General features: G+C 59.6%; 28 protein-coding genes and 1 tRNA gene. 14 read left to right on the forward strand and 15 right to left on the reverse strand.

Annotation, left to right across the window (positions count from 1 at the left end):
- Positions 1 to 170: 170 nt before the first annotated feature.
- Together RJT48_RS10900 and RJT48_RS10905 are read right to left on the reverse strand one after the other, a co-directional pair.
- Positions 171 to 1040 (reverse strand): CPBP family intramembrane glutamic endopeptidase, encoded by an 870-nt coding sequence (locus tag RJT48_RS10900; protein WP_311172313.1) that lies wholly within the window; start codon positions 1038 to 1040, stop codon positions 171 to 173.
- A gap of 211 nt (positions 1041 to 1251) precedes the next feature.
- Positions 1252 to 1758 (reverse strand): CPBP family intramembrane glutamic endopeptidase, encoded by a 507-nt coding sequence (locus RJT48_RS10905; protein WP_311172314.1) that lies wholly within the window; start codon positions 1756 to 1758, stop codon positions 1252 to 1254.
- A gap of 422 nt (positions 1759 to 2180) precedes the next feature.
- Here RJT48_RS10905 and RJT48_RS10910 point away from each other — a divergent pair, with 422 nt between their 5' ends.
- Complete coding sequence (locus tag RJT48_RS10910; protein ID WP_311172315.1) at positions 2181 to 2576, forward strand: hypothetical protein; 396 nt, start codon at positions 2181 to 2183, stop codon at positions 2574 to 2576.
- A 509-nt stretch (positions 2577 to 3085) separates the two neighbouring features.
- On the opposite strand, the gene RJT48_RS10915 is transcribed toward RJT48_RS10910, so the two are convergent.
- On the reverse strand, positions 3086 to 4054 hold the full coding sequence (locus RJT48_RS10915) for a CPBP family intramembrane glutamic endopeptidase (RefSeq protein WP_311172316.1): 969 nt from the start codon (positions 4052 to 4054) through the stop codon (positions 3086 to 3088).
- A gap of 286 nt (positions 4055 to 4340) precedes the next feature.
- Complete coding sequence (locus RJT48_RS10920; RefSeq protein ID WP_311172317.1) at positions 4341 to 4715, reverse strand: ArsR/SmtB family transcription factor; 375 nt, start codon at positions 4713 to 4715, stop codon at positions 4341 to 4343.
- Positions 4716 to 4850: 135 nt separating this feature from the next.
- Between RJT48_RS10920 and RJT48_RS10925 the strand changes: the two genes are divergently transcribed.
- Positions 4851 to 5357 carry a GbsR/MarR family transcriptional regulator gene (locus RJT48_RS10925; protein WP_311172318.1) on the forward strand — a complete coding sequence of 169 codons (507 nt, stop codon included), beginning with the start codon at positions 4851 to 4853 and terminating at the stop codon, positions 5355 to 5357.
- 13 nt (positions 5358 to 5370) lie between these two features.
- Here RJT48_RS10925 and RJT48_RS10930 read toward each other — a convergent pair whose 3' ends face one another.
- The 4 genes from RJT48_RS10930 to RJT48_RS10945 form a co-directional block, all read right to left on the reverse strand.
- The gene (locus tag RJT48_RS10930; protein WP_311172319.1) at positions 5371 to 5922 is read right to left on the reverse strand and encodes a hypothetical protein; all 552 of its coding nucleotides are present in this window, start codon (positions 5920 to 5922) and stop codon (positions 5371 to 5373) included.
- Between the two features lie 39 nt (positions 5923 to 5961).
- A complete protein-coding gene (locus RJT48_RS10935; protein WP_311172320.1) occupies positions 5962 to 6759 on the reverse strand; it encodes a hypothetical protein in 798 nt (265 codons plus the stop codon).
- 76 nt (positions 6760 to 6835) lie between these two features.
- Positions 6836 to 7318 (reverse strand): toxin-antitoxin system TumE family protein, encoded by a 483-nt coding sequence (locus RJT48_RS10940; RefSeq protein WP_311172321.1) that lies wholly within the window; start codon positions 7316 to 7318, stop codon positions 6836 to 6838.
- Between the two features lie 8 nt (positions 7319 to 7326).
- Complete coding sequence (locus RJT48_RS10945) at positions 7327 to 7866, reverse strand: DUF7342 family protein (protein ID WP_311172322.1); 540 nt, start codon at positions 7864 to 7866, stop codon at positions 7327 to 7329.
- Between the two features lie 230 nt (positions 7867 to 8096).
- Here RJT48_RS10945 and RJT48_RS10950 point away from each other — a divergent pair, with 230 nt between their 5' ends.
- The 9 genes from RJT48_RS10950 to RJT48_RS10990 all read left to right on the forward strand — a co-directional run bounded on the left by RJT48_RS10950 (position 8097) and on the right by RJT48_RS10990 (position 18355).
- Positions 8097 to 9125 (forward strand): Cdc6/Cdc18 family protein, encoded by a 1029-nt coding sequence (locus tag RJT48_RS10950; protein ID WP_311172323.1) that lies wholly within the window; start codon positions 8097 to 8099, stop codon positions 9123 to 9125.
- Positions 9126 to 9135: 10 nt separating this feature from the next.
- Positions 9136 to 9687 carry a DUF7342 family protein gene (locus RJT48_RS10955; RefSeq protein ID WP_311172324.1) on the forward strand — a complete coding sequence of 184 codons (552 nt, stop codon included), beginning with the start codon at positions 9136 to 9138 and terminating at the stop codon, positions 9685 to 9687.
- 387 nt (positions 9688 to 10074) lie between these two features.
- Complete coding sequence (locus RJT48_RS10960; protein ID WP_311172325.1) at positions 10075 to 11244, forward strand: poly-gamma-glutamate biosynthesis protein PgsC/CapC; 1170 nt, start codon at positions 10075 to 10077, stop codon at positions 11242 to 11244.
- Positions 11241 to 12818, forward strand: coding sequence for a Mur ligase (locus tag RJT48_RS10965; RefSeq protein WP_311172326.1), 1578 nt, complete (start codon positions 11241 to 11243; stop codon positions 12816 to 12818). The genes RJT48_RS10960 and RJT48_RS10965 overlap by 4 nt, the downstream gene beginning before the upstream one ends.
- A 49-nt stretch (positions 12819 to 12867) precedes the next feature.
- Positions 12868 to 13305: an OsmC family peroxiredoxin gene (locus tag RJT48_RS10970; protein ID WP_311172327.1), complete on the forward strand. Its 438-nt coding sequence runs from the start codon at positions 12868 to 12870 to the stop codon at positions 13303 to 13305.
- 422 nt (positions 13306 to 13727) lie between these two features.
- Positions 13728 to 14435 (forward strand): hypothetical protein, encoded by a 708-nt coding sequence (locus tag RJT48_RS10975; RefSeq protein WP_311172328.1) that lies wholly within the window; start codon positions 13728 to 13730, stop codon positions 14433 to 14435.
- Positions 14436 to 14600: 165 nt separating this feature from the next.
- Complete coding sequence (locus tag RJT48_RS10980) at positions 14601 to 15530, forward strand: P-loop NTPase family protein (protein WP_311172329.1); 930 nt, start codon at positions 14601 to 14603, stop codon at positions 15528 to 15530.
- Positions 15531 to 15532: 2 nt separating this feature from the next.
- Positions 15533 to 15820, forward strand: coding sequence for a DUF8156 family protein (locus RJT48_RS10985; RefSeq protein WP_311172330.1), 288 nt, complete (start codon positions 15533 to 15535; stop codon positions 15818 to 15820).
- Between the two features lie 384 nt (positions 15821 to 16204).
- A complete protein-coding gene (locus tag RJT48_RS10990; RefSeq protein WP_311172331.1) occupies positions 16205 to 18355 on the forward strand; it encodes a type B DNA-directed DNA polymerase in 2151 nt (716 codons plus the stop codon).
- A 598-nt stretch (positions 18356 to 18953) separates the two neighbouring features.
- Here the strand turns inward: RJT48_RS10990 and RJT48_RS10995 are convergent.
- From RJT48_RS10995 to RJT48_RS11005, 3 genes are all read right to left on the reverse strand, one after another.
- Positions 18954 to 19028: transfer RNA gene (locus RJT48_RS10995), tRNA-Val, on the reverse strand.
- Between the two features lie 73 nt (positions 19029 to 19101).
- Positions 19102 to 19635 (reverse strand): cob(I)yrinic acid a,c-diamide adenosyltransferase, encoded by a 534-nt coding sequence (locus RJT48_RS11000; RefSeq protein WP_311172332.1) that lies wholly within the window; start codon positions 19633 to 19635, stop codon positions 19102 to 19104.
- Entirely contained in the window at positions 19632 to 19880 is a 249-nt protein-coding gene (locus RJT48_RS11005) for a glutaredoxin family protein (RefSeq protein ID WP_311172333.1), read from the reverse strand. Before RJT48_RS11005 ends, RJT48_RS11000 begins: the two co-directional genes overlap by 4 nt.
- A gap of 116 nt (positions 19881 to 19996) precedes the next feature.
- On the opposite strand from RJT48_RS11005, the gene RJT48_RS11010 reads away from it, so the two are divergent.
- Positions 19997 to 20185, forward strand: coding sequence for a zinc finger HIT domain-containing protein (locus RJT48_RS11010; RefSeq protein ID WP_311172334.1), 189 nt, complete (start codon positions 19997 to 19999; stop codon positions 20183 to 20185).
- 96 nt (positions 20186 to 20281) lie between these two features.
- On the opposite strand, the gene pyrF is transcribed toward RJT48_RS11010, so the two are convergent.
- Positions 20282 to 21094 (reverse strand): orotidine-5'-phosphate decarboxylase, encoded by an 813-nt coding sequence (gene pyrF / locus RJT48_RS11015; protein WP_311172335.1) that lies wholly within the window; start codon positions 21092 to 21094, stop codon positions 20282 to 20284.
- A gap of 177 nt (positions 21095 to 21271) precedes the next feature.
- Here pyrF and RJT48_RS11020 point away from each other — a divergent pair, with 177 nt between their 5' ends.
- Positions 21272 to 21484, forward strand: a complete 213-nt coding sequence (locus RJT48_RS11020; RefSeq protein WP_311172336.1) for a hypothetical protein — start codon at positions 21272 to 21274, stop codon at positions 21482 to 21484.
- A gap of 80 nt (positions 21485 to 21564) precedes the next feature.
- The gene (gene hmgA, locus RJT48_RS11025) at positions 21565 to 22812 is read left to right on the forward strand and encodes a hydroxymethylglutaryl-CoA reductase (NADPH) (RefSeq protein ID WP_311172337.1); all 1248 of its coding nucleotides are present in this window, start codon (positions 21565 to 21567) and stop codon (positions 22810 to 22812) included.
- A 31-nt stretch (positions 22813 to 22843) separates the two neighbouring features.
- On the opposite strand, the gene RJT48_RS11030 is transcribed toward hmgA, so the two are convergent.
- From RJT48_RS11030 to icd, 3 genes are all read right to left on the reverse strand, one after another.
- Positions 22844 to 23233 carry a hypothetical protein gene (locus tag RJT48_RS11030; RefSeq protein ID WP_311172338.1) on the reverse strand — a complete coding sequence of 130 codons (390 nt, stop codon included), beginning with the start codon at positions 23231 to 23233 and terminating at the stop codon, positions 22844 to 22846.
- A 3-nt stretch (positions 23234 to 23236) separates the two neighbouring features.
- Positions 23237 to 23767, reverse strand: coding sequence for a DUF5817 domain-containing protein (locus tag RJT48_RS11035; RefSeq protein ID WP_311172339.1), 531 nt, complete (start codon positions 23765 to 23767; stop codon positions 23237 to 23239).
- 88 nt (positions 23768 to 23855) lie between these two features.
- Positions 23856 to 25118, reverse strand: a complete 1263-nt coding sequence (gene icd, locus RJT48_RS11040) for an isocitrate dehydrogenase (NADP(+)) (RefSeq protein WP_311172340.1) — start codon at positions 25116 to 25118, stop codon at positions 23856 to 23858.
- Positions 25119 to 25292: the final 174 nt, after the last annotated feature.

Raw genomic sequence — 25292 nt, forward strand, 5'->3', positions numbered from 1 at the left:
GAGAGCAAAGCGAACATATCGGCCGCCGTTTGCTCGGAGGCCATACCCGAGTACTTGGATCCCTACACTCTTGAAACTAGACATACAGTCCGACAAAGACCACATCAGCCACTATCGGAAGTATCGTCGCGCAGGAATAGAGCAGCAAAAAGTGATTGACTGGTTCTAGGTCACTTACTCCGGATCTCATCCGCGCCTGGAATCTCCCCACGAGCGAGTGAATCGAAGCCGTAGTACCCCACGAGAGCAACTACAACGAGTAACTGTACCGCCAACTGGACCATCACGACCGTCCCGACTGCAGCTTCGTCAATCACGCCATCAACGACGATCAGCTCCGGAGCAAGTGGCAGCAGTATATCCGCGGTGTTCGCCATCGCGTGCAGCACCATCACAATCAGCACGCTGCCGGTACCGTTGTACGCCCACGCGAGAATGACTGACAAGAGGATGATACCGATGAACCATCCGATCTGGTTAACGAGCGTGAATCCCGAATGTGGCGTAATCGGGATGAAAAAGTACGGGAGATGCCAGCCAGCCCAGACGACGCCGATGATGAGACTCGCTTTCAGCGCACTGTACCGATCGTTTAGATACGGCTGGGCGAATCCTCGCCAGCCCGGTTCTTCGTTCAACCCTCCGCTGACCGTCAGCCCGAAAATGAACACAATAGCGATCAGCACCGGCGATTGCGTGGATTGCCCAAGATCAACCGGGCCCCCGATCGCCGCAAGCACGACTGCCGTGACGCCGATGATGGCGATTGGGATCCCGAAGGCGGCAACCCACCACGGCCAGCCGACCCGCCAGCGAACAATTTGACGAGCCCACGCCCGAACATCATCACCACGCAGCCACGTCACCACAGCCGCGCTTACCGGCGGGCCAAAACTACCGATGTAGATGAGAATCCACGGAGTCCAACTCTCTTGCATAAACGCAGCCGGGGCGGAAATAATCCACGTGTAGGCGTAGGCACCCACGAAAAACGCCACCACTGGATGATCATCTACCCACGGAATACGACTATACGCCATACACTCGCATCACCGACTGAAATGATAACTCTATGGGAGATCCTATATCAAGTCAGATAGTGCTGGCCCATCCATACACAGAAGTGAAGAGCGTCGTTAACCATCCAGAAGGCTCACGAGGCCTGCGTTTTCTTCGCGTCGTAGTGACGGTCTCCCACTCGCAACGAACTGCGTACGCGTATCGAGTTACTAGGGGGTTCTCGTCGTGGATCTATGCGGACGGAGCCGTGTCGTGGGCGAACTCACGCGTTAACGAGGGGGGGTCTGACAGCGCGATGCCGACACCAACGAGCCCGAACGCGACGATACCGGCAGCCCCGACCGGACTGGCAACTAACTCACTGAGTACAGCATCGCCTGCGACGGCATAGGCAATAACGAGACCGGCAGATCCGTTGAACACACCGTGGAGTAACGCCGCTGCGAGTATGGACTCCGAGCGAACAACGAGGTACGTGTAGACTGGAGAAAAGGAGATACAGGCAATCGTCATCGCAACGACTCCGATCGCCGGAAACGAGGGGTAGTTGTAGCCCGCAACGATGACCGGTGCGTGCCAGACACCCCAGAGTGCACCGATAGTAAACGATGCTTTCCAGAAACCCCACGGAGCTAGCTCCCACAGGAGATACCCGCGCCAGCCGAACTCTTCGCCGAAAGCAAACACCGCGTTCACTGTCGTTCCGAGTCCAAGCACGAGTCCGAATGCCGCCACCACACCGAGCACTCCCGAGGGCAATTCGAGCCCCGGCGTCGGGTCAATCGTCGGATCAAAACCGACACCAGGAACAGCAACCGCAATCAGCAGTGTCAACCCCACAAGGGGGAGGGCAACCACGGCAGCTACAGCAAGCCACCGAACCCGGCCAATTCGGAGACCAACTGCCGACAACGGAATCCCCCGACGGACACAAACGACGAGACCTGCGATCATCGGGGAGAACATATATGCTGGCGCAAGCGCGATCGGACTCATCGTGGTAATTCCGGAGACGACATAGAGCGCGACGGCGAAGACAATCAGAATACTGACAAACAGCGTGAGACGGCTTCTATCAGGACTTGCCATCGTCATCACCTACAGAACAACACAGACCCATTCAAAAAAGAATTAACTCTGTAGCAGCCGTATAACGACATATGATACGGGCGTTCATCGGTGTCCTCGGCGTGCTCACCGCAGTCTTCCCGAACCGAATCATCGCTATCTTCGAAACCGTCGCTATCGAAAACCCCGACGAATATACGCGAAAACCGTGGACCGACTCTGCAATACGATCAGAAGGAATCGTAGTAACTGTTGCTAGTCTCATCGGTCGGCAAGCGTACGCGTGGTTGATGAACCTCACAGGCGTCTTCGGTGCTGTGGTACTCCTGTTCCCTGAAGCCTACCGAGACTTTGCCACCTCTCTCCTCTATACTCATCCTGATGAAGTCGAATGGAACGACCAGTTCACCAACCGCATCAGGCTCATCGGGATTGCCTATATTATCCTTGCCGTGTGGACGAACACAAAACGCCGCGCTGACGATTAAGAACCGCTCGACAGGCCAGCCGTTCGGCGAATTGCCAGAACCGTAGGGACATAACCCCAAGCAATCAGATCCCCGGCACACTCGACACGGAACTAGCGCAGGTTGACCTTGTATCCGCCAGAGTTTGAACGGGAATAGGGAATAGCAGCGATACAGAGTCAGTTCAGCCTTCGCAAAAAGGCTCGGTGCTTAGGGGAACCAGGCTGACAGGGGGACCCTCGGAAGTTCAGCGTAGTCCGCATATTCACGCCATTTCGGGCGAAGCTACAGACCGCCGTAACTTAATGAACCAGATATGAGCCAACTACCTCCGAAAGACGAGACTGATTCGGGCAGCGAGGCGAGAGAAATCAACGAAACACTTGATCGGGTCATTAATTTCCTGGCAACGTATCTGCCGTGAGCAAGTACGTGAGCCGCCTCAGGGACGACCCCTGAGGCACTCTGCTTGTCTTTCGCGTAGAATACGATATGGCAAATTGCGCTAACAGGAGCTGAGACACATATGATTACTGGTGCTCTGTTTGGCGGGCGCTTCGGTCTTCGATTATGACTTCGTCACGCGTCAGGTACAGCCACATAAGTACACAGCTAGCTCCGACGATCACTTGCCCAACGACCAAGTCGTATCTACTCACCGAGTACGCAACTTGGCCGAGTGCCGGTACTCTCACGGCGACTTCGGTTGGCTGTAACACCATCGCTGCCCAGAGATTGTGCCCGAGGTGGAGGCCGAATGGGACCGCAAACTGGCCTGTCAGGACGTACGTTCCACCCCACAACAATCCCAGTAGTGTGCTTGAGACGACCAACTGGATACTCCGTCCCTCGGCACCGCCTCCAGTTTGCGTTATGATATGACTCGCGCCGAATACCAAAGAGCTAGCCAGTAACGCCACAATAGCAGATCGGGTGGGAGAACTGCCTCTTGAAACGAGTCCTTCGGCAAAATTCTTCAGCATCACACCACGGAAAACGAACTCTTCGAACGCAGTTTGCAATCCGAAGGAGACGATAGCTACTGCAGCAACGATTGCTATAACCATAAGGTCATCAATCTGGCTACTGTACGCCGCGGTTACATCTGCTCTCCCAAGTTGGAGGAACACAGCGGTAGGAACAGCGTATGTGAGACTTCCGATTACGATGCCAGCCACCCAATCTCTCAACTCACTCGGAGAGACGCTGATCCCGTACGCTGCAAGCGATCGCTTATCGAGCCACGTTCCGAATGTGATTGCCACGAGCAGTCCGATCCCTGAGGCGATTCCCAGCAACCCAATATCTAATATCACGATCGTTCCGCCTCCGAGTTCAGAAAGGTCGAACTGGCTCCTGATAGCGAATCCTATAATAGCCAGCGTTGGGAGTTGGACGCCGAACCCAACTGCCCACGGTAGTATTCCGCGCCACGTTGCTCTGACACGGTCAGGTGATACACCGTGTGTAACCCGACGGACCCACTGTTGTACCGACATATCAACGCGTAGCCTCCCGTCGGCGGTGTGTCCCCAAACCGATGTGGTGACGATCAGATGTCCCCACCGTAGTACCAGCTATCATCGGTTCACCCGAGTGCGAGACCTGATCCACGGTGACTGGGACGCCCCGTGCATCTGTTGTACTCCTGGCGTCAGTACTCATATGTTTAGAAAGGCGATAGGACGACTCCGCTATTGCGTCGGACATGTCCACCTGTTTATATCTTAGCACAGCCACGGCATCGTCAACCGATAGTTTTGATCAAGGATAGCGCGCGTCGCTTCACCGACGGTCTGGCGAGCGGTCCGGTTCCTGATGAGTCGAATCGGCAAACTGGACGACCAATTCTTCAGTTGTGACGGCATACACGGTCATTTCCTTTCCTTTTTCCGAGTACCACGTTCCAACCGGCGTGACGAGATCGACGTCACGAAGCCGATCCAAATGATACGTCACGTTCTGGATCGACTGCCCGATAGCGGTCGCAACGTCGGACGCCGTCCCCGGCTCTCGCTTGAGCGTGGTCAGGATCTCCTGTGCTGTCTCCGACGACAGCACCTGGAGGATGTCGGAGTGGTTCTCTCCGCCGACGACGACGTCGGTCTGTTTCTCCGGGGCGTATTCGACTGACGGCTGGTGAGGGAGTGCACTGGACATTAATTTTGGGATGGTTCGTTTTGTTTGTTCGGCTCGCTCCGAACAAACGAATCAAACGATTTAACACTTACGGAGTCTTTGTGGTAGATATGACTCACGAGGGGACTCATCACGCCGGACTACGAGGGGCTTCGTATGAGTGAAGGAGATCGTGACCTCGCACGTGAACGCGTCATCGAATCGCTGGAACAATCAGCCGAGGTGTATGGACTAAGCCGCAGCGCTGGACGCATCTACGGAGTGTTGTATTTTGCCACCGATCCGCTCTCGATTCCAGAACTCGTCGAAGAAACCGGGTACGCCAAATCAACCGTGAGTAACGTCACGCGAACACTCACACGCATCGGGTTAATCCATCGTCGCTCCTCGGAAGGCGGCGGACGGCGAGTGCAGTTCACAGCAGAACGCGAAATCTGGTTTATCCTGCAGGACGTATTCCAGCAATACATCCAACGCGAGATCCAGACGACGCTGCGAACGATCCAGAGAGCTGAAGAGCAACTTTCGGACACGAATACTAGTGAAGCCGAACGGATCCGTGACCTTCGAGCATCCTACGAAGATCTCGAAGAAATTACCCGACTTGCATCGGCTCTATCTGCCGCAGAACTCCGTGAAGCACTCGAAACGTACGAGAAGTAAGCCCCCGGTCTGCTCACCAATACACAGTGTAGGTACAGCGATCGTCCCCGTTCCGTCGACAGGTAGATCCGGTTTCCTCAATGAACACGAACGAATCCATCGACGCGTATTGTTTGGCAACGCCTCTGATTAGGCCACGATCGAACGGACACGGGTACGGGTTATAACACGTGACTGTTCCGGCCCGGTCGTCCGTTTGCTCAAATCGATACCACCCGATCTCTCCACCTCGGTGGTTCCGTTGATACGCCTCGTCGATCGATTGTAACCCTTCAGGCACTGTGTCAAAATCATTCGGCCACTCGGCGACATCCGGAATTTGTTCACCGAGTCGGTCTAGCACGTGCGGTTGTAACTCCGCAGCAATCGCCTCAAACGCGTTCAGCCACGCCTGTTGTGGATACCATTCGTCAGGCGCTGGATCAGTAATCCCTTCGTCTGCTAACGCGTTTAATGCCCGTTCTTGATAGGCCTCCGAAAATTTTCCCATCCCTTCGTTGACAATCGTAAGCACCGTCTGCCCGTTGATTTCAACATCCTGATCGAACGCCTCGTAAGAAACCATTATTCCGTGTTTTCGACCCGTTCATCATAAATTTAAGAGTCACGTGTTGGGACAGCCGCCGCTCCATTCAGTCCCTGCGTCCTCAAACGATGGTCGCGTAATAGTGGTTGGTTCGTTGTAGTCGGTAAACCGGAACGTGATCGTGGCAACGCCGGTTGCGCCCTCACCCCGAACGTGGATTTCGCGTTGGACTTTCTGGACCCGGTGCGTCTCCGTATCGATCCAGACACGGACTGTCGCGTTGTCGAGCGTTGCACTGCCTTGCGTTCCGATGTTTCCCGTGGGGAGGTTCTGATTTGCTTGGAGTTGGTCTTCAGTGGGGTACGCAGTCACGACGGCAGTCTCACTCCCGTTCACGATGTTGGTCCCGTTCCAGTAGACGTTCGTTCGGTCAAGTAGCGTCAGTTGTTGGCCGAGCGGTGTGTAGTTGAACCACGGCGTTGATTCCGTGAGATTGTAGCGTGCCCATCCGAGTCTTGAGCACTCGGTGGTGAGCGTGTACCCATCCACGTACGCCCGTCGTGTATCCCGCAGGCCAACGACCGTGTCGCCCTCAGCACCGAGTGTCACGTTCATCCGCTGTCCATTTGTGTTCACGACGCCATCGCCCGTTATCTCGATGGATTCGGATCGGCTGTCATCACGGATCCGAACCTGACCGTCGATCGAGACGCGGTAGGCCGTCGCGTTCCGGGACGCCTCCTGGGCGTGCGTGACCGCATCGACAGCCTGTTGATCGCTGGGCGGAGCCGACGACCCGGGCAGCCCCTGACACCCGGCAGTCACGACAAGCAAAACGGCCACGAGCGTACACAGGGTTGAACGGGGGAGCTGCACACCGGCCCATCAGTCTCACGGGCAAAAGCGACTGGGAAATCTCAAACGGCAGACTGTTGCGACTGCATCGTAGTAGTCACTGGAGATATGTCTCTCCATATTCGCCGGTGAATTCGTATTCAGTAGGGTATACTGGTTCGCTGGGTGTTGTCCATAGTGTATTGATTCGTTGCTCAAGTGTTGCTAAGATGACTCGCAGAATATCCGGTAGTTCCGCCGGGTAGGAGGCATCGATCGCTGTGTCTACCCGTGGTTTCGGTGGCGGGTGGAAGTGTTCACGCGTGTTGTGTGCGTTTGGATGGCGGTCCCAGCGACACGCCCACTGCTCAGTATCCCACTCTTCGATATATTGGACGTTGAAATCGGCGTTCATCCGGACTCGAAGTTCGAGTCGGGCTGTTGCAATATACTCTGGGTAGTAGCTCTCTACAAATTGGGCAACGACACGGTCTTCCTTTTCAGGAGGGAAGTACCGAACGGTTGTGGTCACCGAGAGTGAAGCGAGATGCTCGCCGAGGATCCGCAGCAACTCTTCGTTGAGCTCGTCCGAGTCTCCCATTTGTCGTCTCAGGGGAGTGGAGACGCAGATGCAGGACTGGATTCTGATTCGAGACGAAGCTTGGCTTCGTGGAGTTCACGGAGCCGACGAGTCACTGCTCGCCACGTGCTCAACGTGTCGTAGACATCATCAATATTGTCTGCGTCGATATCTGAGAGTACGACTGTCTCCGGGGAGGGCGCGTCGAACTGTGCTGCAAGGTCGCGTTCTCGGTCACGGTACGCGTCGATTGCTTCATCGATTGCCTCCGCTGTTTCGAATTTGCGTGTGAGTTCGGTCACCCGACGGAACGCGAAGTACGCTTCGTTCCGCACGAAAAGTGCGGGATTGTCTGCGACTTTCTCCAGGACACCAAGCTCAACGAACCACTCCAAGTGCGGGCGTGCTCCTTCCTTCGTACAGTCCGCTCGGTCAGCGATGTCTACGACGGGCGTCGGTGATGTTAGTGTCGTGGCGATCTCATACACTCGGTCTTTTACTGTTCGGTCATCCCGTACCGTGTCCCATTCGTCGGTGAGAGTGAGATCTGGTGGCGCTTTGTCACTCATTACTGCCTGCTACGGATTCCGCTTATATTAATTTGTGGCTGCTTAGATATTTCATCGAAAGGCTCTGTACGACAGGCGAGTCTGTATCCGTTTCCGGAAACACACGGAGTGATAGGACCGCTACCTGGTGAATCGCGTATTTCTAATACAATTACACTGGTGAGTAGTCGTTTCCGGAAACACCCCACCTACATTTTTCAGAGCCGCGGTCGAATCCACCTGTAGTTCAGATGATCCGTGATGCTCGTGTGCTCCGGGCTGGGTTCGTGCCCCGTGAGGTCGAGCATCGTGACGCGGAAGTCAACCACCTCTCTAGCGTGCTTGAGCCGATCACGCACGGCGAACCGGCAGAGACGGCGGTCGTGACTGGGCCGAGCGGCGCGGGGAAAACCTGTGTCTCGAAGTTCGTCACGGAACGACTTCGTGAAGAAGTCCTTGACGTTGACGCCACGTACGTGAACTGCTGGCGGAACTACACGCGGTTCCGGACGCTGTATCAGATCCTGGATGATCTGGGGCAGACGATCGATATTCACCGCCAATCAACGCCGCACGACGAACTGATCGAACGGCTCCAACAACACGACGGCCAGCGGTCGGTGGTGATTCTCGACGAGGCCGATCAACTGGAAGACCCGAGCCTCATTTACGATCTCCATAGTCTCCCGCAGTTCGCTATCATCTGTATTGCGAACAAGGAAGAGGAGTTGTTCAGCCGTGTTGACGATCGGCTTGTCAGTCGGCTGCGCTCCAGTGAACACGTCCGGATGGGCAAATACCACAACGAGCAGCTGTTCGACATCCTCCGTGCTCGTGCGAAGTGGGGGTTGGATCCAGGCGCCGTCACCGACGAACAACTGTACCGGATTGCCGACGCCGCCGCCGGGGACGCCCGGCTTGCGATCGGGATCCTGCGGACCGCGGCGAGCACCGCCGACCGTGACGGGGACGAGCAACTCACTGACGAACTGCTGGTGGAGGCCGCTGATGACGCTCGTGCACAGATCCGCCAGAAGAGTCTCGAATCCCTCACGCCGCATCAGCGGATCGTATACGACATCGTCAGCACCCACGGCTCGTTGAGTCCCAGTGAGATCCACGAGCGATACGCCGCGGAAGTCGAAGACCCGCGGACGAAACGAACGGTGCGGTCGTATCTCTCGAAGATGACGCAGTACAACCTGCTGGAAGCGACCGGGTCGAGTCGTGACCGGGAATACGCGGTGCTTGATCAGGCGTCGCCATCGCCCGCTGACTGAGAACCAGAGGATGGACGATTCCGACGACTCTACTGAGAGGGCCGGTTCGCCGTCCGCGGAGCCACCGGATGTCGCTGAACTTGAGAGCCCTGCGGAGGTACTGAACGATCATCCGATCCGAGCACGCCTCTTCGATGTCGTCCTCCAACTGCGGGAACCGACACAGGTGGCTGTGATCGCTGATCGAGCAAATTGCGACACGGAAACAGCCCGGGATTATCTCGACTGGTTCGAGTTCCTGGGGATCGTCACGGGATCTCGGGACCACGCGACGCAGTACGAGCGTAACGACGCGTACTTCCAGTGGCGACGCGTCGAACAGCTCCGGTCGACACACTCGAACGAAGAGATCCGAGAGCAACTCACCAACGTCCGTGAGCAGCTGGAAACGCACCGAGAGCGATTCGATGTCGACGGTCCAGCTGACGTCTCGCTCGATCAACTGGACCGGGACCTCACGACTGAGGCGGCCTGGGAGGTACTGTCCGAGTGGAAGACGCTGCAACAGCGGGCGGAACTCTTGGATGCCGCCTATGCCGACGATGACACGAGAAGCAGCTAGAAGAGAGAGTCATAGAAGGATTACCACACCATAAGATCAAATCGATCAGTACAGGCGAACGCTATATCATACCCACTCCGGAGCCATCCATATCCTGTCAAGAACCGTCTGCTGAATATAGAGGGTGTAGTCAGCAGGCACTGCGTTCTTTTGAACCTCCTCAGCGGACGTTCGTTAAGGGCCTGATTCATTTGTTCGTGGTTGTTGTGGGCTCTGAACCGCTGCTGTCACCGCTGGTACATAACTGACTGCCTCGCCAGAACGAATGAAAACGGGAGATTCATATGATGATTGTCTGAACTGATTTTGATTTAGCTTCGGGTTCAATAGCACTCGTGTCCGAAACATTTGTGTCGATTACTTCCATCCGCTATAGTATCCTCTAAAATGCTAGTTGCTATCACGGTAACTGCTCTCGGTGTCTTTTCTGTTGGTATAATAACACAACTGTTTGGCTATCGAACTGGCGGGACAATAGCAATCCCAGTACTTGCCGTATATACCCTTAAAAACGCACTGATGCTCCCGATTTTCCTCATCAGTACGCTCACCGCGTACGTCGGTCTATACGTAATCAAGCACCGGACACTTATCTACGGACGCGATGAGCTTCTGGTTGCGATGGCAATCGGGAGCGGTGTCCCTCTCGCCCTGCTGGTTGCCATCTGGGGGTTCCTTCCCGAATCGCTTCGTAGTGTCGTCTTCATCGGCAGCATCCTCCCAGGATTAGCCGCGTATAATTACCACCAAATAAAACCGGAGTACCGCAAGTGGGATCTACTGACCACGACACTTCTTCTGGCCGTTCTCATCCTAATCGGCTGGGTACTGATTCGGCCTGAATTCGTTTCAACTCTTGGAACGTTCACACCGCCCGTTCTCTACAGTCCCACGGCAGATGTGGCAGTCTTCAAGAATGCGGTCGTAGTTGAAGAACTTGATCCAACGATTCTCGCTCGACCGATAGCGGTCGTTGTGTTTCTGATCGGCGTTTCCCTCGCAGAACGTATCCGAAGTCGATACGGTGTTCGAACCGGACTCGTGGCGATGGCGCTGCTCGCAATCTACGCGCTCGCTAACACCTGGTTGCTCGTGTTATATCTCACTGTGTTGGTCATCGCGTATCTCGCGCTCAAGACCGTCCACTACGTGACGTTACTGTATGGACGGGTACTCATCTCGGTAGCTACGGTGACAGCACTCGTCGCTGTCGTTCCACTTGCACTTGCGTTTCCAATCACACGGGGACTGTCGGCGTACTTTGTCGCCATCTTAGCTGGTGTTAACGCCTACAGTTGGCACGTCACTGCTCCTCCGCAGCGTACCCTCTTTGTCCCGCTACAGGCAGGGGCATTTCTCCTGTTGCTCGCCACGACCCAACTCATCAGCCTCGTCCGTCCGGATCTCATTCCGCAGGTGTTCGGCATACCGATTATCGCCGCTATGATCGTCGGTATCATCGTGTGTCTTGCAGTCGTTGAATACCGAACGGTCGATTTACCGGATCAAAACGCAGTGTTTGAAGCATCGATTCTATCTGGGGGTGGTGAAGCGTGATCGAACAGGGCCACTTCGAAATTAGTAACACATCCGCAGGTTGGGTCTGGGAGTTCTACGACGGTGATCTCCTACTAGCAGTGTCTCCGAGTCCCTACGGGACATCACAGGCAGCACGGACGGAAGTCGATCAGGTACGTGACGCTCTCGCTGAGGTTGAACATCTCGACGAATTCGAAGTTGCCGCGGATTCCAGCGAACACGACCGGTCGCAGATCATAATCCGCGGCGACAAATCCAGCGACATCTTCGAGTGGACGCTCGAACAGGGAGACACGACGCTGGCAGTTCCAAGCCACACGTATACGACACGGGAAAACGCGATCAAGGCAGCAGAGCGATTCGGAGATATTGCCGTCGGGGCTCTCCCGGTCTATCTGATTGGTGCCAAGGACGAATCAGTAAGCTACGAGCCATTCAACGTTGGCCGCGGCAGACTCCGAGACCGGTTAGGGGCGCTGCTGAAGCGTGGCACACGCCACCGAAAGTTCATCGAAGGCACCGACATCCGCATTGTCGTCTCCGGGATTCGTGGCAAATCATCGACTGTCAAACGACTTGACGACGTGTTTAATCGGCGTGGCTACGACGTACTCACGAAAATCACTGGGAACCAACCGACGTTGATTCGGAACGGTGATGTCATTCCGATTGACCGCCCGGGGCCGTACACTACGCTGTACGAAAACACGAACGTCCTCCGAGAGTTCGTTCCAATCTTCGACTCGTATTCGCCGGAGAACGTGGCAATCTTCGAGAACCAAGGGATCACGGAGTACACGACACGGTTGTTCAATCAACGCTTCGTCAAGCCCCACGTGGTCGTGATAGCGAATATCCGACAGGATCACCAGGACACGCTCGGGAAGACACGGCGTGATATTGCCCGGGCCTTCGCGCGGACGATTCCACCGGACACCCACGTCGTGAGTGGCGAACTCCATCCGGTACTCCACGAGTATATGCAAGAGGAAATCGAACAGGCGGGCGCGACACTGACGCAAGTGTCGATCCCGGACGACCAGCGGGGGCGGCTCGGGGCGGAGACGATTTACGCGACGAACGATGTCCTCCGCGCATTAGATATGGAGCCGGTGCCTGAAGAACAACTCAACGCATACCTTGACGCGATCCAACCCGAGTGGGAAGACGTGCCAGGCGGGCAGGTATTCAATGGTGCAGAGATCAACGATATTGAAAGTACGGAGGCGATCCGACGTGCGCTCGCCGGTGACGATTACATTCTCCCGTTCGTATACTTACGCGCCGACCGGCGGAGTCGGACAGCTTCGTTTGCGAGCTATTTGAATACGCTTGCAGACCGTGATCTGATTCGGAAAGCGCGGGCTGGTGGCGCATTTACCGATGTCTTTGCATCCAACGTGGACGTCCCAGTGACCACACACGACCGGGATGAAGATGCAGGCGATGTCTTGGAACAGATGCTGGACGAGGAGTATCCGGTGATGTTGATGGGGAATACGGTCGATGACTTTATGCGGGAGATGGAGGACGCGATCCGCGTACGCGCTCGTGAGATGGATATCGGGTTCTCCTACGGACTGCGGCGGTAGCGATCACCACGAGTGTTTTGAAGCTGGGCCGTCCGTATTTGAACTGTAGATGCCAATCAGAACCTCAGAAGCAACTTGGCGTGGTGGTGTACGCGACGGTGACGGTGAGATGGCTCTCGGGAGTGGGTCGTGGCGCGGCGGCTACTCGTTTCGATCGCGCTTCCGAGACGACGAACCGGCTCAGAGCAACCCCGAAGAGTTGATCGCTGCCGGGCACGCTGGCTGTTTTTCGCTCGCGCTGGCGAACAATCTCGAAGCGGAAGGCTATGATCCCGACCGTGTACACACGACCGCCGACTGCCACTTGGAGATGCTCGATGACCAGGGCCCAACGATCACCCGCATCGAACTCACGACTGAAGCTGCCGTCCCCGAAATCAGCGAGTCCGAGTTTCAGGACATCGCTGAAGACGCGAAGACCAACTGTCCGGTCTCTCGGGCACTGGCTGGCGTCGATATCACAGTCGACGCGTCTGTTGATACATAACTACCGGTCATAATCACTTAGGGGTGAATAGACCCGGTTTTGTGCGAGATACGCGCATTGTATCTTGAACGGCAATCTGAACACTATCAGAATCTGGTAGGAACTGTGGTGGTCAGTTCGCAAGCGCATTCTGATAGGTGATTCAGGCTCAACGGCGTGAAAAGAACCACAGTCCCAAATCTGTGCGGACCACGCCGACATCGTCTCTGCACCACTCGTTCGCGCAGTGATCTCGGAAACGACTCCGGAACTACCATATCCCGTCGAACTCGCTGATTCCAGTCCCGATCGGTCATATACCGTTGATCCCGGAACTCCGGAAGTGCCACACAACGGCTTATTGGAACACGAGGTGTCGACAGGAATATGCACAGGCGAACACCAGCCAGTAACAGATACGCTGTCCCCCGGAGGTGGGTCCGATGGGGACGCGACTGACGCACGTCTCGTTCGACATCGAGACGGCCGGGTTCGAGACCACGGATCGTGTGACCGTCATCGGATTTACAGTCCCGCTCGGGTGCCGTGTGTTCCTGAATACGACTGGACGACCAGTAAACGATACGGAACTCGAATCGACACTCGGTGACCGGTTCGAGACGAACCTTCAACTCTCCACTCACGACGACGAATCGGCGTTGCTCTCAGCGGTTGCGGGGTTCGTTGCGGAGACGGTCGCCCCACGGGAGTTCTTGCTCGTTGCGTACAACGGGGAGCGATTCAACGGCGGGTTCGACTTGCCGTTCCTCCGGACGCGGTACGCACAACAGGATCTCGCGTGGCCGTTCGATGGGTTGCCGTACGCGGATATCCTACCGCTCATCCAAGATCGGTTCAACACGACGGTGGCGGGCGACGAACAGAACGATCTCGTGAGCGCGTACGACACGCTGATCGGCGGCGACCTCGGTGCCGACGATCCGTTCGACGAGAGCAGCGAAGCCGTGACCGCCTTCGAATCGGGTGCGTTCGAGTCGCTCGTCGCGCATAATCTGGCGGATATTCTTCGAACGAACGCGTTGGCGTCGCTCGCTGAACAGTACTGCGGGACATCGGAATTCAATCTCAAATCACTCACCCCGTCGGTCCGTGATCCGAACCTGTCGTCCCCGGATACGCCGGGACCGTAGTCACGGCACGTCGGTCAAGCGGTCCACGAAGCGGACCCGTTCCCGGAAACGACGCGAACGTGACACACACCGACTGAGCGGGCGGCTGTGCCCTGTCGTGTTGATTTCGGAAACCACGGAACCGACACGCTGCGGCTTATGGAGACAGCCAGTGTCCCATCACGTATGCCTGACGCGAGGACACGCGGTGTACACGCAGCGAATCACGGGGAGCGACAGCCCGTCCGTGACGCCGATCGGAACCGAAGACTCGCCAGTGACGCAGAAACAGTGACGGACGCGGCTCTGTTCCCGTCGTTGACCGAGGGCATCACGCTCCTGGATATCGACGACGAGCGCGGCGTTCCGGTCATCCAGTCGCTCGTTCTTGATCACCTGCTGGTGACGGACGGCCCGGCGTTCTGGGTGGATGCGAACGGGTACGCGACGACGACGTCGCTGGCGCGTCTCGCCCCGAGCCACCGAATGCTAGACCGGATTCACGTCGCCCGGGGGTTCACCCCGTACCAACATTACGGCATTATCTGTGACCTCCCGGCGACGGTGAATCACACACTCAGAGCGGCAGCGACCGAAGCGGGAGGCGAACGCGATCAGACGTCCTCGCCAAGCCCGTCGGTGCTCGTCGCACCAGCAGTTGACGCTCAGTACAGGGCGACCGACACGATGCGTGGTGAGGCTGCCGAGACACTACTGGCGCGAACACTTGCTCGACTTCGAGCGTACGCCGATGGGTACGATGTTCCAGTAGTGGTGACGCGGTCGCAGCGAGATGCGTTTGCTGAACCGATCGAACGGATCGCTGACCGCCACATCACGTGTGAGCGGACCCGGTTCGGGCCGCGGTTCGTCGGTGCCGACTTCGAGACGCTCGTGTACCCCGTGGGGGATGGCGCGTACTACCAGACGACGTTCGCCTACTGGCGCCACGTCCTCACCGCCCGCGCCGAACAGTGCGGCGTCGAACCGACTGGGTACCGAACGGAACCCGCTACTTCGACCGTCGGAACGGGCGTGACGACGGACGGCACCCGAACGACCCTTGACGCGGCGCCGTTACGTGAAGCGTGGTCACACGCTGGCGGAGGGCGGTAACGATGGGGCGAACGAACCCGACGTACCGTGACGCGCTGCGAGCGATCGAAGACCGGTGGGCGACGTTCCGCCGGGCGCTCCGCCGTCGTGACCAAGCCCAGTTCGACCGGCTCTTTGAGTATGCTCGGGAGCACGCCGACGCCAGCGGCCTGTTGAACCACCAGCAACCACTGCTTCCGGCGCTGATCAGCATCGATCTTGAACAGGAAGCACGACTCGACGACCACGACGACCGCCTCGCAGCACTAGAAGCCGCACTCGAAGAAACAGATCGTGAGGACACCGCGTAACGGCGCCCGGTTCGGGCACTGTACCTATTGTTTTCGCGTCCAATCGCACCGTAATAGCCGGGGGATTGGATGTGCGAATTGTTCTCGGTAGTTGTCGCAAGGATCAATATGCACGCACACTCTCACGGCTGTTTCAGCTGTGAGGTCGTGAAATAAGCACCGTGACAACTCTTTTATGACACCCTAGACCTGTACCGAACAAGACGTTACCCACGAGTCTCTTCTCGGAAGCCATTTCGGAAACTGTTGGAAGGGTCGAAACCACCTGAGTGCTGGTGCTCTGTTCACGGAACGGATCTCAGTGTGAGTCCACGGAAGCGACACGCAAGTGGCTATGTCACTGTACCGTCTCTCGCACGATAGAATGGTGGTGTGTTGAGACGGATGCCGTTCACGATCGATTTTCTCGATGACGGACGCGTGCTCAAATGGGAATCCACACCGGACGGTGCGGTCGTCACCGAACGCGACGCGTACACGCCCCAGTTCTTCGTCGGGACACGAGCACCAGACGCCGATCTTGATGTCACGACACTGCGGGCCGTGTACGATCGCCACCCGGACGTTGTTGCTACTGAGGTCGTGTCTCGACGACCGACATTCCGACGAGATTCCGAAGCCGTCCTTGCAGTCACAGTCACTCACGTTGATCAGGTCACGCCACTCGCCCGCCAGACACGGGAGATGTCGGACACACCGATCGGTGATCTGGCGTGCTTCAACGTGGATTTCTCGCGTGAGTTCCGGTACTGTCTCGAAACAGGGACGGACCCAACACCCAGTGACGAACTAACGACGCTTCGACTCGGGGTGCCGCTGCCGGAGACGACCGGTGACGTGTATTCCGAACTGACCATCGACGGCGAAGATGTGACGGGACCACCGAGAGCGATCCTCACCGCGGTACAGGCAGCGGTTGACCGAGTCGATCCTGATGTCCTCGTCTGTTCGACGAGTCAGCTCATTCCGACGCTCTACGAGATGGCCGACCGAGCTGAGATCGACTCGTTTTCGCTGAGTCGCTGGGAAAGCGTTGAGTACCAGCAGCTTGCTTCTCGGTCGACGTATGCGAGTTACGGTCGTGTCGGGCACTCACCGGCACGGTACAACGTTCCGGGCCGTGTGATCATCGACGAGTCGAACACGTTCTTCTACGGCGAAACGAACCTTGACGGTGTCGTCGACCTCGTCTCCCGGTCGCACAAACCACTGCAGGAGGCGGCCTGGGCGTCGATCGGAAATATCCTCACCGCTATCCAGGTGCGTACAGCGCACGACCGCGGGGTATTGGTGCCGTGGCACTCGTGGCGGCACGAACAGTTCAAATCGATGCGGACACTCCACGACGCGGACCGTGGCGGCTTCATTTTCGCCCCCGAGGTCGGGGTCCACGAGAACGTTCACGAACTCGATTTTTCCAGCCTGTATCCGAACATCATCTGCACGCGAAACGTCTCCCCCGATGTCATCCGGTGTGAATGCCACCAAGACCGGGCGGACGTACCCGAACTCGACTATGCGATCTGCGACGAGCACGGATACCTCGTCGATGTGCTGCAACCCCTCATCGATGCACGCGACGAGCTCAAAGCTGCACTCCAGGCCGAACGGGAACAGGACAGTCCTGACGCGGACCGCATCGCAGCACTCGAAGGACGATCAGCCGCGTTGAAATGGATTCTCGTCGCGTGCTTCGGGTATCAAGGATTCAACAACGCGAAGTTCGGGCGAATCGAGTGTCACGAAGCCATCAACGCCTTCGCCCGGGAGATCCTCCTCACGGCGAAAGCACAGCTCGAAGACGGCGGGTGGCGCGTCGTCCACGGCATCGTCGATTCGATCTGGGTGACCCCTGATCCCGACACCACCGACGCGAACCGAACACCGATCAGTGAACTAGCGGCGACGATTACTGACGCCGTAGAGATCCGACTCGAACACGAGGCCCACTACGAGTGGGTCGCGTTCGTCCCGCAGCGCGACCGCAACGTCGGAGCGTTAACGAAATACTTCGGGAAAATCACGGGAGGAGACGCATTCAAAATCCGGGGGATCGAAGCGCGACAGCGATCTACGCCGGAGTTCATCGCCGACACGCAGCGAGCGTGTCTCGACCGGTTCGATGCGACCCGGTCACCGAAGGCAGTGCTCACGGTGGTTGCTGACGCACTCAGCGACCTCCACGACGGTCGTGTTGCGGGTGAGCGGCTCGTCGAAACGAAGCGTGTCTCCAAGCCGGTCGACGGGTACACCCGAGACACGCGGACCGTCGCTGCGCTCAAACGCGCCCGTGAGCACGGGCTCGCCGTCCACCCCGGGCAAGACATCGAGTACGTCGTCGTCGACGATTCTCGAACGTCTCGTGACCGGGTTGCCCTCGCACACGAAGACATCGAGACATATGACGTGGACTACTACGAAACACAACTCATCCGCGCTGCCGAAAGTATCCTCTCCCCACTCGGCTGGACCCAACAGGAAATCCGTCGCTCCCTGCGGGACACACGCGAACCCGAGTTGTCACAGTATACGTAAGATTGACCCGATCTCAAGAGAGATCAGCAACATCGCTATCGATTTGTTCCGCGTCAAGTGGATGGGTGCTGATAACGACGTGACGATTAACCGTCCGGTGCGGTCGAAACACGATCCGCGGTCCCAGTGGACGTACGCAGTCTTGGCAATCGTCGATACTGAGGGGCGGTTTACGCTCGGTGCGCGGTGGTTACCCGATAAAGATCAGTATCCAGCGAAACTACGGAAACTATCGCAGACAATCTCGAAATTCACCTCGGTAGCTAACACTGCCAGTTCGACGAGACCAAGCACGGAAGTGATTCAGTAGATCGATATGCTGCGTCACCCCTGAGATGTGTTCGGACGGTTCAAGCGATTCGTCAGAAGTCGATTCATACAAGATTCGTATGGCTGTGATTGAATATCGGCACCATCTTTTTATGTACAAATAGCAATCAATCAGACGGATTCCAAGACGGGGACGACCCGCGTGAGTTAACCGTATGCCTTCACGAGAATTGAGGACTTCTGATCACCCGGCGAAAAACAGAAATTTGCCAGTAGAGTCCCTAACGAGTGAAGAAACAGCGAAAATACAGTCCATACGTACCGCGTATGGGTCGGGGCGGATTCGAACCGCCGGCCTGCTCCGTGTGAAGGAGCCGTCATAACCGGACTAGACCACCGACCCGCAAGGCGAGATTCCCCGTCGCCGGACTTAAGCGTTCTTCTTCGCCACCTGCCGGCATCCACTTCCCGCGCTGTCAGTACGACGGCGACTCCTCGGGGACCCCGTCGCGGGCGTTGACCAGCCGGCCGAACACGAACAGCGCATCCGAGAGTCGGTTGAGATACCGAATCGCCTCCGCGTTCACCGGCTCGTCGGCGGCGAGTTCGACCGCGCGCCGCTCCGCTCGCCGGACCACCGCACGCGCGTGGTGCAGTGTCGCGCCCGCCTCGCTGCCGCCGGGCAGGATGAACGACGTCAGCGGGTCGAGTTCCGCCTCCGCGTCGTCGATCGCCGCTTCTATCTCTACGACGTGGGACTCGGTGATGACTGGATCGTCTTCGTCCGGATCGGGGTTGGCGAAGTCGGCCTGGACGATGTGGAGGTGGTTCTGGACCGTTTCCAGCGTCTCGTCGACGTCGTCGTAGCCGGTCGGGCAGGCAGTGCCGATCAGCGCGTTCGCCTCGTCGACGGTGCCGTAGGCCTCGATGCGGGGACTGGTCTTCGAGACGCGCGACATATCGCGCAGGTCCGTCATCCCCTCGTCGCCGCGGCCGGTGTAGATCTTCATTGGTCCGCCGCGAGCGTCCGTTCGACGTACTCGACGATGTTCTCGCTCTCCGTCATCGTGACGCCGCGCCCCTCGTCGATCAGCACGGGAACGGACCGCTGGCCGCTCACGCGCTTGACCTCGTCGCGCTCGGAGTGCAGCGCCTCGACCCACACGGTCTCGTATTCGATCCCGTGGGCGGTCAGGGCGTCGTGGACGGTCTCACAGTACGGACAGCCGTCGAGCGCGTACAGCGTGATGCGCATACACCCCGGTGGCTCGCCGGAGCAAAGAGGGTTCCGCGGGGTGGGGGCACCTGCTGGTCCCCGTCGCGGCCGATCTACCCCACCGAATCAAGTGGGCGCGTCGCGTACACTCATCTATGAGCGTGACCGGTGTCTGTCAGGTGTGCGAACGGCGCGAAGCCGAGTACGTCTGTCACCGGTGCGGCGCCGCCGTCTGTTCGATTCACTTCGATCAGGACAAGGGGCTCTGCGTCCACTGTGCCGATCCGGACGGGAAGAACGACGTCTTCGCCGAGGGCGAGGAAGATGTCCCCGAGTTCAGGTGACTGGGTCGGCTTCCGTCGCCGGCGTGTCGAGTCGGATCCGCCGACAGCCGGAGAACTTGGGAGGCAGCTGTGCCGACGCACCGCTGTGTGTTGTGACTACGACTCGGTCCGGTACCCGTTCAGTCGCTTCTGCAGTTTCCGGGCGGCGGCGCCGGCGGCCTTCGCGAACTCCTCTCCCCGGTTCTCGCCGGCGAAGATGATGCCGCGGGAGGAGTTGACGAGGCCGACACCGTCGGCGAGTCCGTGTTCGACCGCCGCCTCCGCGTCGCCGCCCTGCGCGCCGATCCCCGGGACGAGGAACGGCAGGTCGGGCACCTGCTCGCGGATCGATTCCAGTTCCTCCGGCGCGGTCGCGCCAACGACGAGGCCGACGTTGCCGTGTTGGTTCCACAGATCTGCGAGCGCCGCGACCCGCTCGTAGACCGCCTCGCCCGAGGCGAGTTCCAGATCCTGGAGGTCGGCACCGCCGGGGTTCGAGGTCCGACAGAGCACGAACACGCCTTTCTCCTCCCGATCCAGAAACGGCTGCAACGAGTCACGGCCCATATACGGGTTGACCGTGATCGCGTCGACGTCGTCGAGCAACTGCGCGTACTGGCGCGTTGTATTCCCGATATCAGCGCGCTTCGCGTCCAGGAGGACCGGGACGTCCTTGCCCTTCGCGTACGCGATGGTCTCGCGGAGCGCCCGCCAGCCCTCGGGACTCTCGTAGAACGCGGCGTTCGGCTTGTAACAGGCGGCGTGTTCGTGGGTCGCGTCGATGATCCGGCGGTTGAACGCCCACTGCGGGAGCTCTTTCTCCCGGAGGTGATCGGGAAGCCGCGAGCGGTCGGCGTCGAGGCCGACGGAGACGACGCTGTCGATCCGGTCGATGCGGTCCCCGAGCTGGTCGAAGAAGGGGTCGGACATACCCGAATCTCGCTGCCCGATACCGAGTAGGTTTCCCTTCGATCCGCTCGATCGCATCAGCTCGAAGAATCGGGACGCTACACGCGCCCCTCCGCTGCCCCGTCAAGAATCATCCGGTGGTTACCGGACAGTAGCGATATAAGATGCCGTTATACCGGTTCGGATGTTACTCCCCATATGGGCGAGACGACCTACGAGACGATCGATACGCTGCTCGAAAGCGTCCAGGGCGAGGTCGCGGATCCGGATCTCGTCTTCAAACTCCGGACGGCCCGGCAGCTCCTCGTCCTGCTGCAGGAACGGGAGGATGTCGGTCGCCAGGCCCTCGACGAGGTCGAGGTCGGTTCGGACACCCGGCAGCGCCTCGAACGGCTCGGCTATCTGGAGTGAGCCGACCCCTCCTAATCTCGACGCTCCGGCGGCCCGTCCGAACCGGAAACCGTTAGGCCCGGCCCCCGGAAGGAGGGCGTATGACTGACGCCGAGACCCTCGCCGAGCGCGTGCGGGAGGGGGAGCTACGGCTCCACGAACTGGACGACCACGCCGACGCCGACGTCGCCGCCACGGCCCGCCGGCTGGTGGTCGAATCGCAGGCGGACACGTCGCTTGCAACCGTCGGGGAGTACGGCTTCCCGGCCGACCGCGCCGAGTCGAACATCGAGAATATGCTCGGGACCGTCCAGGTCCCGCTGGGCGTCGCCGGGCCGGTCACGGTCGATGGCGGCGCCGCGAGCGGCGAGACGTACCTGCCGCTTGCGACCACGGAAGGAGCGCTGCTCGCGAGCGTCAACCGCGGCTGTTCGACGCTCTCGGCGGCCGGCGGTGCGAGCGCGCGGGTGCTCAAATCCGGAATGACGCGCGCACCGGTGTTCCGCGTCGCCGACGTCGTCGAGGCGGAGGCGCTCGTCTCGTGGGTCCGCGACCACAAAGCCGAACTCGTCGACGCCGCGGAGTCGACGACGAGCCACGGTGAGCTCCTCGACGTGACGCCGTACGTCGTCGGCAACTCGGTGTACCTCCGGTTCCGCTACGACACGAAGGACGCGATGGGGATGAATATGGCCACGATCGCGACCGAGGCCGCCTGCGACGTGGTCGAAGCCGAGACGGAGGCGGAACTGGTCGCGCTGTCTGGGAACCTCTGTACCGACAAGAAGCCCGCCGCGATCAACGCCGTCGAGGGGCGGGGTCGGACCGTGACGGCCGACGTGACGATTCCCCGCGAACTCGTCGAAGAGCGGCTCCACACGACCCCCGAGGACATCGTGGAACTCAACACCCGCAAGAACCTCGTTGGGTCGGCGAAGGCCGGCAGCCTCGGCTTCAACGCTCACGTCGCCAACGTCGTCGCGGCGATGTTCCTCGCGACCGGGCAGGACGAGGCGCAGGTCGTCGAGGGCGCGAACGCCATCACGACCGCGGAGGTCCGCGATGGCGGCTCCGAGTCCGCCGACTCGGCGGCGTCCGGCGGCGACCTCTACCTGTCGGTGTCGCTCGCGTCGCTGGAAGTCGGCACCGTCGGCGGCGGGACCAAGCTCCCGACGCAGTCCGAAGCGCTCGACGTGCTTGGCATCCGCGGCGGCGGCGACCCGCCGGGATCGAACGCCGACGCCCTCGCGGAGTACATCGCCGTCGGTGCGCTCGCGGGCGAACTCTCGCTTTTGTCGGCGCTGGCGTCGCGACACCTCTCCAGTGCGCACGCGGATCTGGGCCGCTGACGGCTGATTTGCCTCAGCAGCCGTCGTGCCCCTATTCGACACGCTCGTCGACGTCCCGCTCCGTACCTCCGCCCGATTCGCCGACGACGAGCATCGTCCCGAGAGCGACAAGCACGCCCCCGACGAGCAGGGCCGGTGTTTCCGGGATGGCCACGTCGGCCCCCCGCTGCGCAGCGAGCCCGATCGACAGCGAGAGCCAGCCGACGCCGGCCAAAGAGAGCCCCACGCCGCGGCGCCGTCGATCCGCGATCATCGCCACGGTCGCAAGAATGGTGTGACCGGCGAGGAACGCAGCGCCCGCGAGCACGAGCTGTTGGGTGATTGCCGCCGCGATCGCACCGGCTCCAAAGCACCCGATGGCGACGGCGCGTGTGAGCGTACCCACGAGTTCCGAATTGCGGACGGGTCGCTGTCCAGTCATCGATCAGAGGAGTCGGTAGGTGCCGTTCGACTCCGACACCTCGCCGCGGCGTGTCAGTTTCGTCAGCAGGTCCTGTGCGTTCTCGGCCGGGACCCCGCGCTCCTCGGCGTAGGCCACGATCGACTCGGTCGTCGGTGACTCCTGGGTGCGCACCGCCTCGCGGACGATCTCTTTTCGGCTCTTCGATTTCGGCCGTCCGCTCGTCGCGCGCTCGCCGGCGGCTTCGACGGCGTCGGGATCGAGGCCGGAGCCGTCGAGATACTCCCGGTCGTCGACGCCGCGCTCGTCGAGTTCACGCTCCATCTCCGCGACGTGGGCCGTCTCCGCGAACGCCTCGCTGTTGCCGCCGCGTTTGGCGAGCAGCGCGGCTCGCGCCTGCCGAGCGGCCTCGCGGTCGTCTTCCTCGACGAACTGCCGGAGTTTCTTCGTCCGGTGCGTCTTCCCGCACCGCGGACACGTCGCGGTCTCCGCGGCGCGTGCGTCCTTCAGGAGCCACAGGTGCTCACAGTCGCTACACCCGACGACGGCGTACATATAGCCCCGTTCGACGCACTCCCGTTTGAACTTTCGGCTCGCGCGAAAAAAGCCGAGATCTGCCCGACAACGCGAGGGTAGGAGCCGCTTACGCCAGGTCGTGAATGTTCTCGACGACCGCCTCGGCGAACTCGGAGGTCGCGAGTTTCGTGCCGCCCTCGATCTGTCGGTGGAGGTCGTAAGTGACCTTCCCCGAGGAGATGGTCTCCTCGACGGCGTCGCGGATGAGCTGGCCGGCGTCCTTCCAGCCGAGGTACTCGAACAGTTCCCGACCCGAGAGGATCATCGCCGTCGGGTTCACCTTGTCCTCGCCCGCGTACTTGGGCGCGGAGCCGTGGACCGGCTCGGCCAGACAGAGGCCCTCGCCGTAGTTCGCGCCCGGCGCGATGCCGAGACCACCGATCTGCGCGCCGGCGGCGTCAGACATATAGTCGCCGTTGAGGTTCATCGTCGCGATGACGTCGTACTCGCTCGTCCGGGTGAGGAGCTGCTGGAGCATATTGTCCGCGATGCGGTCGTTGACGACGAGCGTCCCCTCGGGTGCCTCGCCGTCGTACTCCTCCCAGAGTTCGTCCTCGGTGATGACGCCGTCGCCGTACTCCTCCTCGGCGACCTCGTAGCCCCAATCGCGGAACGCGCCCTCGGTGAACTTCATAATGTTCCCCTTGTGGACCAGCGTGACGGTGGCGCGGTCGTTCTCGAGCGCGTAGTCGATGGCCTCACGGACCAGCCGCTTCGTGCCGAACTCGGTGATCGGCTTGACGCCGATGCCGACGGGACCGTCGTGGATCACGTCGTCTTCGCCCATCTCGTCTTCGACGAACTGCTTGACCTGCTCGACCTCGTCGGTGCCGGCCTCCCACTCGATGCCGGCGTAGACGTCCTCGGTGTTCTCTCGGAACGTGACCATATCCATCTCCCCGGGTTCCTTGACCGGTGACGGGACGCCTTCGATGTGGTAGGTCGGGCGGACGTTCGCGTAGAGATCGAGCTCCTTGCGGAGCGCGACGTTCAGCGAGCGGAAGCCGGCGCCGACCGGCGTCGTGAGCGGCCCCTTGATCGCGGCGCGGTGCTCACGGATCGCCTGCACCGTGTCCTCGGGGAGATTTTCGCCGTACTTCTCCCGGGCGGACCCGCCCGCATAGAGGCGCATCCACGCGATGGAGCGACCCGTCGCCTCCGCGGCGGCGTCGAGAACCTTCTGTGCGGCCGGCCCGACGTCGGTTCCGATCCCGTCGCCGTGGATGATCGGGATGATCGGCGTGTCCGGTACGTCGAGTTCCCCGGTCTCCTCGTCGGCGAGCGTGATCTTCTCCCCTGTGTCGGGGACTTCGATCTGGTCGTAGCTCATAAACATCCGGCTCTTTCCGCACCGGCACTAAATTACTGCCGTTATCGCTCCGAGCGCGCGCAATTCTTGCCATCTCGCTTGAACCGGATACCACTCCGGATCAACGCGCCCCGCCCTTTCCGAGTGCCGCGACGACTGGCAGAGGTGCGTCCCGTGAGTTGTCCCGCTCGGCCG

The organism is Halobellus ordinarius (genome assembly GCF_031823395.1).
GTDB lineage: Archaea > Halobacteriota > Halobacteria > Halobacteriales > Haloferacaceae > Haloquadratum > Haloquadratum ordinarius.

Coding starts and splice junctions, on each gene's coding strand:
- RJT48_RS10900 (WP_311172313.1), bottom strand. CDS start 1,040: ATGGCGTATAGTCGTATTCCGTGGGTAGATGATCATCCAGTGGTGGCG.
- RJT48_RS10910 (WP_311172315.1), top strand. CDS start 2,181: ATGATACGGGCGTTCATCGGTGTCCTCGGCGTGCTCACCGCAGTCTTC.
- RJT48_RS10915 (WP_311172316.1), bottom strand. CDS start 4,054: ATGTCGGTACAACAGTGGGTCCGTCGGGTTACACACGGTGTATCACCT.
- RJT48_RS10920 (WP_311172317.1), bottom strand. CDS start 4,715: ATGTCCAGTGCACTCCCTCACCAGCCGTCAGTCGAATACGCCCCGGAG.
- RJT48_RS10925 (WP_311172318.1), top strand. CDS start 4,851: ATGAGTGAAGGAGATCGTGACCTCGCACGTGAACGCGTCATCGAATCG.
- RJT48_RS10930 (WP_311172319.1), bottom strand. CDS start 5,922: ATGGTTTCTTACGAGGCGTTCGATCAGGATGTTGAAATCAACGGGCAG.
- RJT48_RS10940 (WP_311172321.1), bottom strand. CDS start 7,318: ATGGGAGACTCGGACGAGCTCAACGAAGAGTTGCTGCGGATCCTCGGC.
- RJT48_RS10945 (WP_311172322.1), bottom strand. CDS start 7,866: ATGAGTGACAAAGCGCCACCAGATCTCACTCTCACCGACGAATGGGAC.
- RJT48_RS10950 (WP_311172323.1), top strand. CDS start 8,097: ATGATCCGTGATGCTCGTGTGCTCCGGGCTGGGTTCGTGCCCCGTGAG.
- RJT48_RS10955 (WP_311172324.1), top strand. CDS start 9,136: ATGGACGATTCCGACGACTCTACTGAGAGGGCCGGTTCGCCGTCCGCG.
- RJT48_RS10960 (WP_311172325.1), top strand. CDS start 10,075: ATGCTAGTTGCTATCACGGTAACTGCTCTCGGTGTCTTTTCTGTTGGT.
- RJT48_RS10970 (WP_311172327.1), top strand. CDS start 12,868: ATGCCAATCAGAACCTCAGAAGCAACTTGGCGTGGTGGTGTACGCGAC.
- RJT48_RS10975 (WP_311172328.1), top strand. CDS start 13,728: ATGGGGACGCGACTGACGCACGTCTCGTTCGACATCGAGACGGCCGGG.
- RJT48_RS10980 (WP_311172329.1), top strand. CDS start 14,601: ATGCCTGACGCGAGGACACGCGGTGTACACGCAGCGAATCACGGGGAG.
- RJT48_RS10985 (WP_311172330.1), top strand. CDS start 15,533: ATGGGGCGAACGAACCCGACGTACCGTGACGCGCTGCGAGCGATCGAA.
- RJT48_RS10990 (WP_311172331.1), top strand. CDS start 16,205: ATGCCGTTCACGATCGATTTTCTCGATGACGGACGCGTGCTCAAATGG.
- RJT48_RS11000 (WP_311172332.1), bottom strand. CDS start 19,635: ATGAAGATCTACACCGGCCGCGGCGACGAGGGGATGACGGACCTGCGC.
- RJT48_RS11005 (WP_311172333.1), bottom strand. CDS start 19,880: ATGCGCATCACGCTGTACGCGCTCGACGGCTGTCCGTACTGTGAGACC.
- RJT48_RS11010 (WP_311172334.1), top strand. CDS start 19,997: ATGAGCGTGACCGGTGTCTGTCAGGTGTGCGAACGGCGCGAAGCCGAG.
- pyrF (WP_311172335.1), bottom strand. CDS start 21,094: ATGTCCGACCCCTTCTTCGACCAGCTCGGGGACCGCATCGACCGGATC.
- RJT48_RS11020 (WP_311172336.1), top strand. CDS start 21,272: ATGGGCGAGACGACCTACGAGACGATCGATACGCTGCTCGAAAGCGTC.
- hmgA (WP_311172337.1), top strand. CDS start 21,565: ATGACTGACGCCGAGACCCTCGCCGAGCGCGTGCGGGAGGGGGAGCTA.
- RJT48_RS11030 (WP_311172338.1), bottom strand. CDS start 23,233: ATGACTGGACAGCGACCCGTCCGCAATTCGGAACTCGTGGGTACGCTC.
- RJT48_RS11035 (WP_311172339.1), bottom strand. CDS start 23,767: ATGTACGCCGTCGTCGGGTGTAGCGACTGTGAGCACCTGTGGCTCCTG.
- icd (WP_311172340.1), bottom strand. CDS start 25,118: ATGAGCTACGACCAGATCGAAGTCCCCGACACAGGGGAGAAGATCACG.